Origin of the sequence: Photobacterium sp. 53610 (assembly GCF_036409375.1) — a bacterium.
Lineage (GTDB): Bacteria > Pseudomonadota > Gammaproteobacteria > Enterobacterales > Vibrionaceae > Photobacterium.
The window spans coordinates 466,814-480,858 of record NZ_JAXOFS010000001.1 but is presented as its reverse complement, the minus strand read 5'-3'; the positions used below and the strand labels follow the sequence as shown (position 1 = coordinate 480,858).

General features: G+C 51.8%; 10 protein-coding genes. 2 read left to right on the top strand and 8 right to left on the bottom strand.

All coding sequences use genetic code 11. From position 1 onward, the window contains the following. Nucleotides 1-128 precede the first annotated feature (128 nt). The 4 genes from SPK40_RS02230 to SPK40_RS02215 all read right to left on the bottom strand — a co-directional run bounded on the left by SPK40_RS02230 (nt 129) and on the right by SPK40_RS02215 (nt 4,568). The gene (locus tag SPK40_RS02230) at nt 129-575 is read right to left on the bottom strand and encodes a globin domain-containing protein (protein ID WP_248140618.1); all 447 of its coding nucleotides are present in this window, start codon (nt 573-575) and stop codon (nt 129-131) included. Between the two features lie 155 nt (nt 576-730). Next, nucleotides 731-1,555 carry a tetratricopeptide repeat protein gene (locus SPK40_RS02225; protein WP_248140619.1) on the bottom strand — a complete coding sequence of 275 codons (825 nt, stop codon included), beginning with the start codon at nt 1,553-1,555 and terminating at the stop codon, nt 731-733. Between the two features lie 320 nt (nt 1,556-1,875). After that, complete coding sequence (locus tag SPK40_RS02220; protein WP_248140620.1) at nt 1,876-2,928, bottom strand: hypothetical protein; 1,053 nt, start codon at nt 2,926-2,928, stop codon at nt 1,876-1,878. A gap of 299 nt (nt 2,929-3,227) precedes the next feature. Further along, on the bottom strand, nt 3,228-4,568 hold the full coding sequence (locus SPK40_RS02215; protein WP_330959268.1) for an aminotransferase-like domain-containing protein: 1,341 nt from the start codon (nt 4,566-4,568) through the stop codon (nt 3,228-3,230). A gap of 265 nt (nt 4,569-4,833) precedes the next feature. Between SPK40_RS02215 and SPK40_RS02210 the strand changes: the two genes are divergently transcribed. Then, complete coding sequence (locus SPK40_RS02210; RefSeq protein WP_330959267.1) at nt 4,834-5,733, top strand: NAD(P)-dependent oxidoreductase; 900 nt, start codon at nt 4,834-4,836, stop codon at nt 5,731-5,733. A 3-nt stretch (nt 5,734-5,736) separates the two neighbouring features. Next, entirely contained in the window at nt 5,737-6,519 is a 783-nt protein-coding gene (locus SPK40_RS02205) for a sulfite exporter TauE/SafE family protein (protein WP_330959266.1), read from the top strand. 112 nt (nt 6,520-6,631) lie between these two features. Here SPK40_RS02205 and mukB read toward each other — a convergent pair whose 3' ends face one another. The 4 genes from mukB to cmoM are packed head-to-tail and all read right to left on the bottom strand — an operon-like array spanning nt 6,632 to nt 13,982. Next, nucleotides 6,632-11,095 carry a chromosome partition protein MukB gene (gene mukB, locus SPK40_RS02200; RefSeq protein WP_330959265.1) on the bottom strand — a complete coding sequence of 1,488 codons (4,464 nt, stop codon included), beginning with the start codon at nt 11,093-11,095 and terminating at the stop codon, nt 6,632-6,634. Then, nucleotides 11,095-11,823, bottom strand: a complete 729-nt coding sequence (gene mukE / locus SPK40_RS02195; RefSeq protein ID WP_248140625.1) for a chromosome partition protein MukE — start codon at nt 11,821-11,823, stop codon at nt 11,095-11,097. Before mukE ends, mukB begins: the two co-directional genes overlap by 1 nt. Further along, a complete protein-coding gene (gene mukF, locus SPK40_RS02190) occupies nt 11,804-13,132 on the bottom strand; it encodes a chromosome partition protein MukF (protein ID WP_248140626.1) in 1,329 nt (442 codons plus the stop codon). The genes mukE and mukF overlap by 20 nt, the downstream gene beginning before the upstream one ends. A gap of 55 nt (nt 13,133-13,187) precedes the next feature. Continuing rightward, nucleotides 13,188-13,982, bottom strand: coding sequence for a tRNA uridine 5-oxyacetic acid(34) methyltransferase CmoM (gene cmoM, locus SPK40_RS02185; protein WP_248140627.1), 795 nt, complete (start codon nt 13,980-13,982; stop codon nt 13,188-13,190). Nucleotides 13,983-14,045: the final 63 nt, after the last annotated feature.

Genomic DNA, 14,045 nt, shown 5'->3' with positions numbered 1-14,045 from the left:
TATCCCCTGCGCAAACCACCTTTACATGGGTAATAAAAAGCAAGAAGCAGACCAAAATTAACCAACAGTTTTTCACCCAAAAGTATTCGCCCGAGAAAATGAAGTCTAAAAATTTCCGGCGTCACACTTTAGTATGATGGAAGTCGTGTCATTTCTGCAGCCAGTGTCAGTTGCACCATGACATAACGTTTAAACACTTCATCATAAGGTTGAGCATCCAGTGCATACTGCATGCAATCAAGCCAGGCTTGCTTTTCTGCGCCGTTCAGACGGAGTCGTTTGGGGTTCGCCGACAGATAGCGCCGGCCGTTTGCTTTACTGTATAACGGCGTTTCTCCGGTCATCCAGATCGTGAAAAAAGAAACAAGAGAGGCCCGGAACTCTGACAGATCTTCAGGATATTTCTGACGGATACCGCTCGCTTCCGAAATTGCATCCAATGCATTGCAAAATGCATCAGCAAGCAAACCGATGCCCGCTTCTCCGCCGACAGCCCGCATGCGGTTTTCACCGGAGGAATAATCTTTACTGTCCAGACTGACAATGCCTGAAATATCGCGTTCTGGTGGTATCACAACAGCAAGAATCCCGAAAATCATCCATGTATTGATTATGTGTCAGCTGCTGTGAATTTCTGTATTTGAAATGGGAAAAAGAAAGCCTTCACAACGGGTGAAGGCTTGATATTGCATAACAGGAGAAGAATGATTGGCGTTATGCGAAAAGGGAATTACAGTGAAGCACTGTAAATCGTCTGATTTTGCTGATACAGCTTCAAACGCTGTGTGAATTTCGCAATTCGCTGTGCCTCAACATCCTGCTCCAGCTTATCCAACGCAATTTGCTGGGCTCTGACAGCCTGTAGGAACTGACCGCAGGCAGCATATGCAGCGGCGAGGTTGTCGTAATCACCTGCATCAGGACTGGTTTTACTGATCACCTGTTTTGCCAGTTTCAGCGCCAGATGACCATCACGTGCTTTTTCATCTTTACAGGTTGCATACAACCAGACCAGATTACGTTTCGAATCCAGTGAACCGCCGTTCGATGCCTGAGTAAACCAGTGAATGGCTTTACCGCAGTCCACCTGACCATCCGCACCTGAGGCATAGAACATTCCCAGCTCTTCCATCGCCGGAATGTCACCTTCATTTGCGGCTTTCGTGTACCAGTGCACCGCCAGTTCGCTGTCCTGTGGCACTAACTGACCGTTCTTGAACAGATCACCAATCATGGTTTTCACTTCGGGCATATCCACCGAAGCCTGCTCCAGCCAGTACAGACCCTTCAGCGGATCCGCTTCAACTCCGCTTTTACCTTCCAGATAGGCGCGCCCCAGGAAAAGCTGCATATTTTTATCGCCTTCCTGAGCCTCCAGCTCTACGTACTTCAACGTAGACTCCAAATGATTTGTTGGCTTCGTTGTCACAGATGCCTGTGCCGGGTGAATGCCGTACCCGAACACAGCCAGACCAAGCACTGAACTGAATGCAAATTTTTTGAAAGAAGTGAGTCCGTTCGATGCCGGTGAAAGCAGTTTGCCACTGAATGTCATAGCTGTTTCTCTTTGTTTCCAATACGCGATGCAGAAGGAATGTAATGAATCGGAGGTTAAAAAACAACCAGCAAAAGCTGGGCAGGAAGGGATGAAAACAGCGACATTTGCGACAAAAATCACAAGAATCAAAGAGTTGATATCCAACGATTCAGATAATTTTTGCGCAAAAATGAGATATTGATCTTGCTACAAAAGCTAAAAACTCACATGTACAGCATGATCATCTGAGTGTTCAGGGAGTATTCAGTGTACGCCTCAACAGCAAACCGGCCAAACAAAGTTGGCCGGTTGGTTCGGTTCATGCAACAGCAGCATCTTTAATTCATTGAATCATAAAGGTCGTAGTTACCCGACGCATTATCGGTGACTTCAACATCATACTTACCATAGCCGGAGAACTCAGGGATCGCATCGTCTACATCACACATGATTTCGAAGTCGTAATACCCTTTCGGAATACTGGACATGCCGTAAGAGTATGTACCGTCGCCGTCATCATTGGCCATGGTAATGTAGTCTGGATCACCACCTGAACTTGGTCCTTCAGAATCTGACTTGAACAGATAAATCAGCTTCATTGCATCTTCGACACAAGCCGAGTCCAGCACGTCCCCCACAATATCGACCGCATCAAGCTTATTGACCAACCACATCCCCTTGCCGGTCAGGCCATACGCGCCGTTGTCTTTCATTTCCAGTGCGCTGTACGGGTCAATCATCATGGAATAGGTTTGCGGATAACCATATTTGTCTTTCAGGTTAAAGCCGGCAAATTCCAGCTTACCGCCCAAATCGACCGCTTTGTAATCGCCGTCATATTCCTGCACATAGGAATAAGGACTGCCTGAGCTGATGTCCACATCACCGTCAAAGTCGATGTCGAAACCGCCATAGGTGCCCTGATCATTAATTTTCAGCGTCACGCTGACATAATCATCGACCGGTAAACCGACGCCTTTCAGCAAGTACACCAGATCATTACTCATGTGCAGCAGATCGACCAGTACCATGCCCTCGGGCAATGCATCTTTCACAATATCGGATGGCGGCACGCAGTCCGGATCAGATTCCAGAGCCTGCTGAATGACCTCATTGGTGTATTCAATAATATTGCCGCTGCTTCCTTTCAGCTCCAGACCCGTAATCGCCAGACAGACTTTACGGGGGCCATCATAACCGTTGCCCGGATTGCTCGGGTCAGAAGGATCGCCTGGATCCGTATCCGGGTTCTCCGGAACCTCGATGGTGACAGGTACTTCCTGCTGACCATCAGAGTCCAATGGTGTATTCGCAGCATTGTCCGCACTGCCTGAATCACTACAGCCCGCCACTGCCATCATAGCGAGCATTAAAAGAATTATATTTTTCATGTCATTACCCCTACGACAAAACTGAATGAATCGTTTTTCTACACTCAATCACGGCCGCCAGGCTTCGCTTTAGTATTGAGTGATTAGTCAGATGGCCGACTCCAACACTAAAATTCTAGGCACTCAGTCACAGCGAAAAGCGCTATCGTCAGCGACACTAACGATTGAGAAAGGGGTCTTAGGAACAAGACAAAATTGGGAACAAAAAAAGTCAACGGCTATGGATAAACAATGAGAATTCAGATGAAGTGAGCAACGGCCCTCAATACTGAGGGCCGATACAGGAAGGAGAATAAACGCTAGAAATGAAACAGGGTATTGATTTCAGACTGCAGTAACTGGTCGAGTTTACTTAAACCCTCTTCCAGCTTCTGATCAGAAGAAACTGACATCAGAGATAACCGGATGTGATCAGATTCTTTTGAGTCCGGACAAAAATAACTGCCGCTGCTGACAATCAGATCCCGGCTTTTCGCTTCCATCACAAAGCGCTCGGCCCGCCAGCCGTCCGGTAAAGGCAGCCAGATATGATATCCGTGAGATGTTGTATAAGGCACACTCAGGACCGACTGCGCAATCTGCTGCCGCTGTCTGGCAATTTGCTGCTGCAGCCCGGCCACATGGAAGGCGCTGCCATTGGTGATCATCTCCGCAGCAGCAATATAGTTGATAGGTGAAGACAACCAGATATTGGCCCGGATATGAGCATTCATGGCGGCCACCTGACTGTCCGGAACTTTGATAAATCCGCAGCGTAATGCAGGACTGATCGCTTTCGACAAACTGGTGATATGGAAAGATTGCTCGGGGATCCAGTTACAAATCGCCGGTATCGTCTCACTGTTCAAGAAAGCATAAACGTCATCTTCCACCAGCCACACATCTGATGCTGCAATGACGTCTGCTATCTGCTTCCGGCGTGCTTCAGGCATCGTCACCCCTGTCGGGTTCTGATGTGAAGGGATCGTGACCACCAGCTTCGGTTTATCATGCCTGATGACAGCTTTGAGATGTTCCGGCATCATGCCTTCATCATCCATGTCGACGCCGACGACCCGCCGTCCCAGCAAACTGGCAATCGCCAGAATCCCGGGGTAAGTCAGCCTTTCAACCGCAATCGTGTCGCCGGGCTTTGTCAGCGCGATGATCAGCAATGACAGCGCATTCTGCGCCCCATCCACCAGCAGCGTATTTTCTGGGGTTCCTTTTTCCAGCCCGTAGCGGGCCGCCCACTGGACACCCGCAGCACGGTGCGCCTGATGGCCGGAAAATTCTGTATAACCGATCAAATCGGTACTCAGTTTGTTTGAAGCCTGTGTGAACGCCGCCTGTAGCCAGGGCAGACTCTGTGCCAGACAGGGCTGAAGAATGGAAAAGTTATAGACGGTTTCAAGGTCTGGTGCCTGAATCACCTGACCCAATTCAGTGTTCCCTTTTACAAAGGTGCCCCGCCCTACGAAAGATTCCACGTAGTTCTTTTCGACCAGCAGTTTATAGGCTTTCGCCACTGTTGCGGGGGTTGTTTCCAGTTCTTCAGCCAAATCACGATGCGTTGGCAGTCTTGAATTCGGCGGGTACTGACCACTGTCAATTCTCGACTCTATTGCACTGGCAATCTGCCTGAACTTGTTTTCACTCACGCCCAAACTCCATGAGGTGACCATCTGATTTCAAAGCTCCTTAGTTTAATCACGATTAAAATAATTTGATACCCACATATTGACATATGTCAATTGAATTCATTAAAGTCACCCCGTTGCGCAAATTACATCATGTCATGATCCAACAACGCCACATGCCGCTTTCATACAGTCGGGAACAGCTGAGGCTGTTGTCAGTGCGCTTGGGTTTGACATATATCATTTAAACCATATTGACCCAGAGTCTGGGGGACGGGAGATAATCATGGAAGGAAACAAAGTCGCATTTATCGGTTTAGGCGTGATGGGCTACCCAATGGCCGGGCATTTGTCCCGCGCCGGTCATCAGGTCACTGTGTATAACCGCACAGGCGAAAAAGCTGAGCACTGGGCCCGGACATACGCCGGACAATCGGCTCAGACACCGAAGGAAGCAGCTCACAACAGCGATATGGTGTTTGTCTGTGTGGGGAATGATGACGATGTCCGGAGCGTTATCTATGGCGAGACCGGTGTACTCTCTTCAATGAAACCGGGCAGTATTTTAGTCGACCACACCACAACATCGGCTCATTTAGCCACTGAACTCGCCCGGGCCAGTAAAGAAAAAGGCGTCCATTTCATCGATGCACCGGTTTCCGGAGGTCAGGCGGGGGCTGAAAACGGCGCGCTCACGGTGATGTGCGGCGGTGAAGCCGCGGTTTATGACCGGGTCGCTGAAGTGATCCGTGCCTACGCAAAACATGCTGTGCTGCTGGGCGGTCACGGACAGGGCCAGCGGTGCAAGATGGTGAACCAAATCTGTATTGCCGGTGTGCTGCAAGGTCTGAGCGAAGCCCTGCTGCTGGCAGAAAAGTCCGATCTGGATATCGCGCAGGTCACCAGTGCACTGACGCAGGGGGCTGCAGGCTCCTGGCAAATGGCAAACCGTGCCGTCACCATGGCAGCGGATTCCTTCGACTTTGGCTTTGCCATTGACTGGATGCGCAAAGATCTGCTGATTTGTCTGGAAGAAGCTGAGCGCAACGGCCTGGCGCTGCCGATGACACAGGATGTGAATCAACGCTACCAGCAACTGATCCAGCAGGGTCTGGGCCGCATGGATACCTCCGTCCTGATTCAGTCATACAAAACCTCATTCGCCTCGGTTCATGAAGAAGGGTAACCAATGGATCTATTCCTGAATGACCTCTCTTTGTGGATTATTGGTGCTTTAATGCTCGCTGCACTGGCCGCCGGATTTATCGACAGCGTCGCTGGCGGCGGCGGGCTGATCCTTGTGCCTTCATTCATTCTTGCGGGTTTACCCCCGCAAGTCGCACTGGGTCAGGAGAAAATTGTCAGCACCTTAGGCACCATTGCAGCCATCCGTAACTTTGTGCAGAACCGGAAAGTCATCTGGACTGCAGTGGCAACCGGTATCCCAGCCGGACTCATCGGCGCTTATGCCGGCGCACAGGCCATTTTGTACTTTGACCCGGACACCATCGGCAAAATTATTCTCGCTATGTTACCGGTTGGGATTCTGCTGTCCTTTCTCCCGAAAAAAGAGACGATTGATGCTTCACAGCCGGTTAACGCAACCGTATTGCTGCTCGGTGTTCCGATCGTCGTCTTTATCATTGGTTTTTATGATGGTTTCTTCGGACCCGGGACAGGCAGTTTTTTGATTCTGGCGCTGCATTACATGCTCAGATTTGATTTGGTCTCTGCCTCAGCGACCTCGAAGCTGTTTAACTTTTCATCCAATATCGGCGCACTGATCGCCTTCATGATTTCAGGCAATGTGCTGTACCTGCTGGCTGTCCCCTTAGTGCTGATGAACCTTCTGGGCAATCATTTAGGCAGTGCATCCGCCATGAAATATGGTCCCGGGATGGTTCGCAAAATCTTGTCCCTGTCGCTCACGCTTTTGATGTGTTCTCTGGGATATAAGTTTCTGATGGCCTGATCCGCTGTCGGCACTGCCCCTCAAAATCATCTGTCCTGACCCCAGCCCTTTCAGGCATAAAAAAACCAGCATGTTTCCATGCTGGTTTTTCTCACTTGCCGATGAGACCTGATCAGGCCGGATCCAGTTCCAGTTGCCGTCCGGTTTCCGCCTCAATGGTTTTCGGTTCCTGACCAAAGCCACGCAGGCCGACGACATGGACGTGTTCACGATCTTTAAAGATCTTCCGCACCAGCTTGTAGGTCGTCCCCTTCTCCGGACTGATGTTTTCCGGTGCTGCAATCAGCAACTGCATGTCCAGACGTTCACACAGCTCGAACAGGGTGGCAATTGACTTAGCATCCAGACGCGCTGCCTCATCCAGGAACAGCAGACGGCACGGGATGATATCTTTCCCGCGCAGACGGCGGGCTTCTTCTTCCCAGCTCTGCACAACCATCAGCAGAATCGCCTGGCCTGTACCAATCGCTTCACCGGTCGACAGTGCACCCGACTCGGCCTGCAGCCAGCCATCCGTACCCCGGTTAACCTCGATGCTCAGCTCAAGATAATTCCGGTAATCCAGCAGCTCTTCACCCAAGGTCTGCGGCGAACGCTGACCCATATCAATATGCGGGTTCAGACGCTGGAACAGCTTGGCAATTGCTTCAGAGAACGTGAGTCGGTTATTTCCGAACAGATCCTGATGCTGCTCCTGCTGCTCAGACAGACCCGCCAGCAATGCTTCGTGAGTTTCGCGGACATTGACGTTCAGACGCACGCCTTTCACCTGACCAAAGCTGATATTCTGCAGGCCCTGGTTCAGCATCTTGATCCGGTTCTGCTCACGCATGATGGTCTTGCGGATAATGTTCGCCACGCTGTCTGAACTGATCGCCAGACGTTTTTCACGGGCAGTCAGCTCTTCCGTCAGACGCGCCAGTTCCACTTCCATCTCTTCGATGGCTTCCACCGGATCATCGGTACGGATAATGTCGTGACGGATCCGCTCACGCAGGTGCTGATACACGGCAATATAGAAGAGAACCTTACGCTCCGGACGGGAAACATCTTCCGACTGACGCAGCGCATCGCGCAGGGTCTCATTATCCGAAACAGCCAGACGCAGTGCACCCAATGCTTTATCCGACAGCGAACGCAGCTCATCGGCACTCATGTATGCCATTTCACGGCGGTGCAGACGACGTTCGACATCGCTTTCACGTGCCAGACGCAGGACCGCACACCAGCCTGCTTTAGTGTTCACCACCAGCGTACGCAGGTCGGCATAGTCTTTCTCGACTTTCCGCAGACGCTTCACCAGCCCGCGCATTTCCAGTTCCAGCGAAGTGGTCGCTTTTTCCAGTTCACTGCGACGGTTGCGTGAGCTGTGCAGGCGCTCGTGCAGTTCGTCACGGCGCAGACGGGCGCGTTCTTCCGCTTCCACATCCGCACGGACACCCAGTTCCTGCAATTCACGTTCAAATTCCTGAACCGTCTCCAGCTTCGCCTGATGCGAACTCTTCAGCGAGGCCAGCAGCTGGTTGTATTGGTTATTCTGCGTCTGCGACTGCTTCAGGTTTTCACGCTGACGCGTCCGTTCACGTTCTGCCGCTTCCAGTTTCGATTTGAGCTGTTCGTTCAGCTCAGAGCTCTTGCTCAGCAGCTCAACCGCGTCGGCATAGCCAAAGTGGTGACGGCGCTCGACCAGATCCGACAGGGCAAAGATCTGACTCTTCAGCGTTTGCAGCGCCTGATCGGCTTCCTGGTATTCGCTCTGCATCGCATCGAAACGCTCCGGGTCAGCATCCAGTGCAGACACCAGACCTTCCAGTTCATCCAACGCTTTACCGTGACGCTCCAGATAATGACGTGCTTCGTCGATTTGAGACAGTTGCTGCTCAACCTCTTCCAGTCGTGCTGCCAGTGTGTCATCTTCCAGCATGCCAACGACAGGCTGCAGTTTCGCCAGCAGAGACAGACCTTCACGCGCTGCCGTCAGCTGACTGCGCTGCTGCTGTTCGGTCGCTTCGGTATCACCCAGCTGACGCTGAATCTGGTTCCGTTGCTCGCGGGCGACGCGAATGGCTTCTTCCGGATCCGCATCAAAAGCGACGGCCAGATGACTGGCAACAAAGGCATTAAAGCTCTGATACAAACGCTGCAGTTTCTGTGCATCAAAGGATGCCTTGGCGTGATCTTCAACAACCTGATCCCGTTCTTCACGCAGTATTTCCAGACGCTGTTCACGGGCCGCGCGGCCAAACAACGGGACTTTCGGGAAACGTGAATAACGCAACTGTTGTTCGTTCAGCTGAACACAGACGGCGCCTTCCAGCTCATCAACCACAAAGCTGCTGTCGTCAAACGAGTCGGCATCCCCTTCGATGATATAAAGATCATCCGGGCAGTCATCCAGCTCCGCCAGTTTTTCTCGCACCGCCTGCAGATCCTGAACAACGATCGCATGACGGGCCGGGCCATACATGGCACTGAAATACGGCGCATCATCAATGGTGATGTCATCATAAATTTCAGACAGCAGAGTGCCGCCAAGCACTTCCGCAATCACACGCAGACGTGAGTCATCACTCCCGCCCGGTAGCGCCAGAGGCTCGATTTCATGCTCAACGTCCTGCTTGCGGATCGCCAGTTTGTCACGGGTATGAATCGCTTCACGCTCGGCTTCCAGCGTCTGATGCATGGCTGTCATCACCGCCTGACTGTCATACAGATCCTGACCGGACTGCTCCGCCAGTTTTTCCAGCGCATCACTGGCTGCAATCCAGGCCGGCGCCTTGCCTTCCAGCTCTGTCATTTGCTGGGACAGCTGCTGCTCCTGACGGCGCAGTTCACTGCGTTTTTCCACCAGTTCAGACTGGTTTTGTTCCAGACTTTCCAGCGTGGCTTCGTGGCGGGCCTGTTCTTCTGCCAGTGCAAGTTCACTATCCAGTTCAACCGCAAAGCGTTTGGTATAGGTATCAGCCAGCTCCTGCGCCTGACGCTGGTGTCGCATATTGCGTTCCAGATCGCGGTATTGCGCACTCAGCTGCTCGCTGCGCTGGGCAATCATGCGCATCTCACGGCCGGTAGCCAGCAATTCACGGGCTTTCTGACCGGCTGAAGCGCGATCCACAGCACCGGCAATAGTGATCACCAGTTGCAGACCTTTCTCAAACTGCTGTGCCGCCGCCGCTGACATATCCAGTTTGTGTTTCAGCGCCAGCAGAGCGGTCGTTTTCCCCTCTTGCTGCTGCTTTAAATGGCTCAGCAGTTCATTGGCATTGTCTTTATCCAGCTCAGTATCGCCGGTAATCGCGCGGGCTTTCTCCAGTGCCTGAACCGCCTGCTGATATTGAAGTGCACGGGTTTGCTGCGTGTCCAGCGCCTGCTGGTAATCGGCCAGCTGAGACTTCAGGCTGTCCACTTCTTCTTCACTCAGCATGGCCTGTTCTTCGACCATCGCCAGCTGCTCTGCCGCTTCCTCGACAATCATCACCTGCTCTTCCAGGCGTTCTGTCAGCTCGAGCAGATCGTCACGATAGCGCTCAATTTTTTCCTGCTGACGAACCGCCGTCTGAACCAGTTGCAGGTGGTCAGAAGCGGCCTGATGATCCTGCTCTAGTGCACTTTCGTTGTCTTTCAGCTCGTCCAGTTCCTGCGACATATTGCTGAACACCTGCTGCTGATCAATCAGCGTATTGCGGGAACCCAGCAGTTCGCCACGCAGGTTCAGCGTCTGCTCCAGTTTGGAGCGGCGCTCATTGGCATGACGCATATAGTCCGCAGCAACATAGTTGGTTGCTTCGGTGATTAGGTGCTTGAACAGATCGCGGTCATTCTGAGTGACTTTGATCGCTTCCAGTGTCATGCGGTTTTCACGCAGCGCCGCTTCCATATCCTGGAATGCTTTTTTCACGCCGGAGTTATGCGGCAGCAGGTAGTCGCGCAGAGAACGGGTAATTGCACTGGAAATACCGCCGTACAGAGAGGCTTCAATCAGACGGTAGAATTTTGAGCGATCCGTGCTGTTGCGCAGTTTCTTCGGCAGCACACCAAACTCAAACATCTGAGTGTGATAGTCCGTAACTGAGCTGAAGGTTTTAAACTGCACGCCTTCATACTGAGAAACCGCGTCTTTCACTTCATTGAGCTGACGGATCCGCGCCTGATTCTCAGACAGGGTTTCCATCAGCACATCCGTTGGTTTCACCGCTGCCGGCAGCCCCTGAATCAGGAAAGGTTTGATATCGACTTTCTTATCCCGGCCCGCGACCTGTTGCAGCTTCACTGCAAAAATCACGCGCTGGTTTTTCGAGTTCACCACATCCAGTGCTGAATAACAGGCGCCCGGCTTCAGCTTACCGTGCAGACCTTTGTCACGGGAGGCAGACGAACTGCCCGCTTCTGTGGTATTCCGGAAATGCAGCAGGCTCTGATCCGGGATCAGAGACGTGATAAAAGCGGCCATGGTGGTGGATTTACCCGCACCGTTACCGCCGGAAAGTGTGGTCACCAGTTGGTCAATATCAAAGGTACGGGCAAAGAAGCCGTTCCAGTTGACCATGGTCAGAGACTGATACTTACCGCGCTCCATCAGGCTTGCTCCTCCTGCTCCGTTTGTTCTTCGCTTTCTGAATCCTCGCCCTGCATCTCATCAATCAGGCTGGATTGTGTTGGTGGCTGCTGATGCACCACAGCTTCACCGTCGCGGATCAAGCGCAGCTGAGCTTCACGAATGTCTTCGCTGGTCCGCACATCCGCACCAAAGCGGAATACGGCTTCGCTAATCCGGAATTTACCGGAATCACCCAGCATAATGACCATCCCCAGACGACGCATACGGCGCAGAGAGGTTTTGACTTTGTCGAACAGCTTTTCGCGATCCAGGTCTGAACCCGTGGCACGGTTGGTCACCAGCTTCATCAGCTTCTTTTCGTCTGCCAGTGACAGAAGTTCATCAAAGAGTTCCTGATTGGTGAAGATGCCTTCATGCGCCAGTCGTTCCGGGCTCAGGTACAGGAAACACAGGACTTTGCCCACCAGCATATCCAGTTCAGACAAAACCGATCGGCTGATCAGAGATGTTGAGCGCGGACGCAGGTAAAAGAAACCTTCCGGTGCGCGCACCAGTTCCGCGTTATAGCGCTTGTAGAACAGCATCAGGTCCTGCTCGAATTCCAGCAGGAACGCATGGTTATCCAGATCTTCGCTGGAAACATGACGACCAGAGCGCAGGGCGTTATCCAGTGCCGGAAACAATGGGTTGGCGATGGCCTTTGCCAGATTCTCTGGCATAAATTCTTCAATATTTGTCAATGACATTGGCTTGTACCTTGGCTCCGTAGTCGTTGATCAGTTCCCAGTCAGGCTGGATGGCGGTGAAGTCAGACTCTGAATAGCCTAATCTCACGGCCTGATCGACAATAATACGAGCTAAATCAAAATGTTGAGCATGCGGATGCTGGGCCAGATACTCCCGGATCACAGAACCCAGATTGATCGCAGTTCCCTGTGATTTATGGATATCCAGCATGGCGGCAATTTTTTCGGAGAGCTGATCATTGACCTGACTCAGTTCTTCAAATTCCACCGAATCAGGGACGATCCCGGTCACTTCGTCATCACGCAGGACCAGTTCCTCATCACGCATATCCAGCAGACGCTCGGCGTCCGCATAAGTCAGCTGCCAGGGCGCATCAAAAAATTCTGCGACAGACTGGCGCAGGCGCTGACTGAAGGCCCTGTTTTTATCCATATCGATAGCGGTACGGATGAACTTATGCACATGACGGTCATATCCGATCCACAGGTCTATCGCCTGCTGCCCCCAATTAATAATGCGGTCCAGCTTGGCTTGCAGGGAATACACCATGCCGTCGATATACGCCAGATCCAGCTCAGGTTCGGAAACGACCGCATCCTGAATGGCCAGAAGCTGAGTTTGCAGTTGGTCTCCCGCCGCCTGAAGGGTATCCTGAAGTTCACGCAGGGTGCTGGAGGTTTCATTCAGCAGGCTTTCACAGTTCGTAATCGCCGCGCGCCAGTCCTGGTTCAGCAGCTCAGCAATGTCTTGTTTGACCTGCTGCTGTTGCTCGTCCATGGTGCGCTGGTTGAGATCAATCCGATCGAAAATCTCAGCGACTGAATATTTCAGCACCGCATAAACGTTCAATTTCCAGTGCTTGTCATCGCCGCCTTCATGGGCCGCGACCGCTGCCTTGTTCAATTCATCGGCCACCATGGCAAGCTGAATCGACAGCTTCATCGATGAAAACTCACGATGGCGTGAGTAATAATCGGCAATCCCCAGCGCCAGCGGACTGAGCCGGTAAATATTTGCACCTTCGGTCATTTCGCTGGTAAAACGGGAAATCAAACGCTGACGTACCAGCTCATTGATTGCATTGTTGGCACGAAACACCAGGGTGTCTTTCGACTGGTCAAACAGATCGCTCACAATTTTGAACGCATCAACCAGTTCACCTTCCCCCAGCTCTTCATCCAGGCGCTCGCCGCTCAATACAGCAACCGCCAGTAAAAATGCCAGCCTTTCCGTGGACAGGTTCAGGGCGAATTCATGCTGTTTCACCCACGTCACCAGCTCAGGAACGGTCTGGGATTGGTCACTCATCCGTTGTCCTTATTTGTTAGATTTATTGCATGCAACAGACAAAGAAGTCATTTGCTTACTGCAACGGCTTTTGGGCGTAAACGTGAATATAGCGCCCCAACGATAAATACGGTTCCTGACGGCAGATTTTCTGCTCCATCGCCAGCAATTGTTCCAGACTGAATTCACCGACACGGCTGGTCCGCATATAGTCGTGAAAAGTCCGCACACCGGTTTTGCCTAAAATGTTAAAACCGCCTTCCGTGAGCCAGGCATACACCTCTTCAGGCTTCTGTGCCGATTGCGGCTGAAGCTTAAATCGTTTTCGGTGAGGCATGCCCTGTTCAACATGGGTCAGGTTGCCGCAAATCAGGTTCTTAAACATCAGGCCGTTATAGTTGTAAAACATCACGGAGATGATCCCGCCCGGTTTGACCTGATTCATCAGCGTTTCCAGCGCTGCGCGCGGGTCTGTCAGCCATTCCATCACGGCATGGAACAGAATCAAATCAACAGGCTCATCCAGATATTCATCGATCTGCTGTACCGGACAGTGAACCAGTCGATATTGCTCAAGCAAGCCATTTTTAGCAATTTCCTCGCGGGCCAGTTTCAGCATTTCTCCAGAAAGATCACATAAAGTAATCCGGTGACCCAGTTTCGCAATCAACTGCGAGAGCTGCCCCATGCCACCACCGGCATCCAGGACGTGCAATGATGCGCCCTGACTGGCCGAAGCCACGTCAAGGGTATGTAAAATCTGCTCCAAATCTTGCCATACGACAGTCTGACGGATCAGCCCTTTTGCTGTACCGTAGATGTTTTCTGAGAACTTTTGGGCTAAATCATCAAAATTTCGGTCTCTGATCACGTCAGTTTTCGTTATGATAGCGTTCTTGTCAGACGCTTATTGTGTCACAAGCTTTAGAGGAAT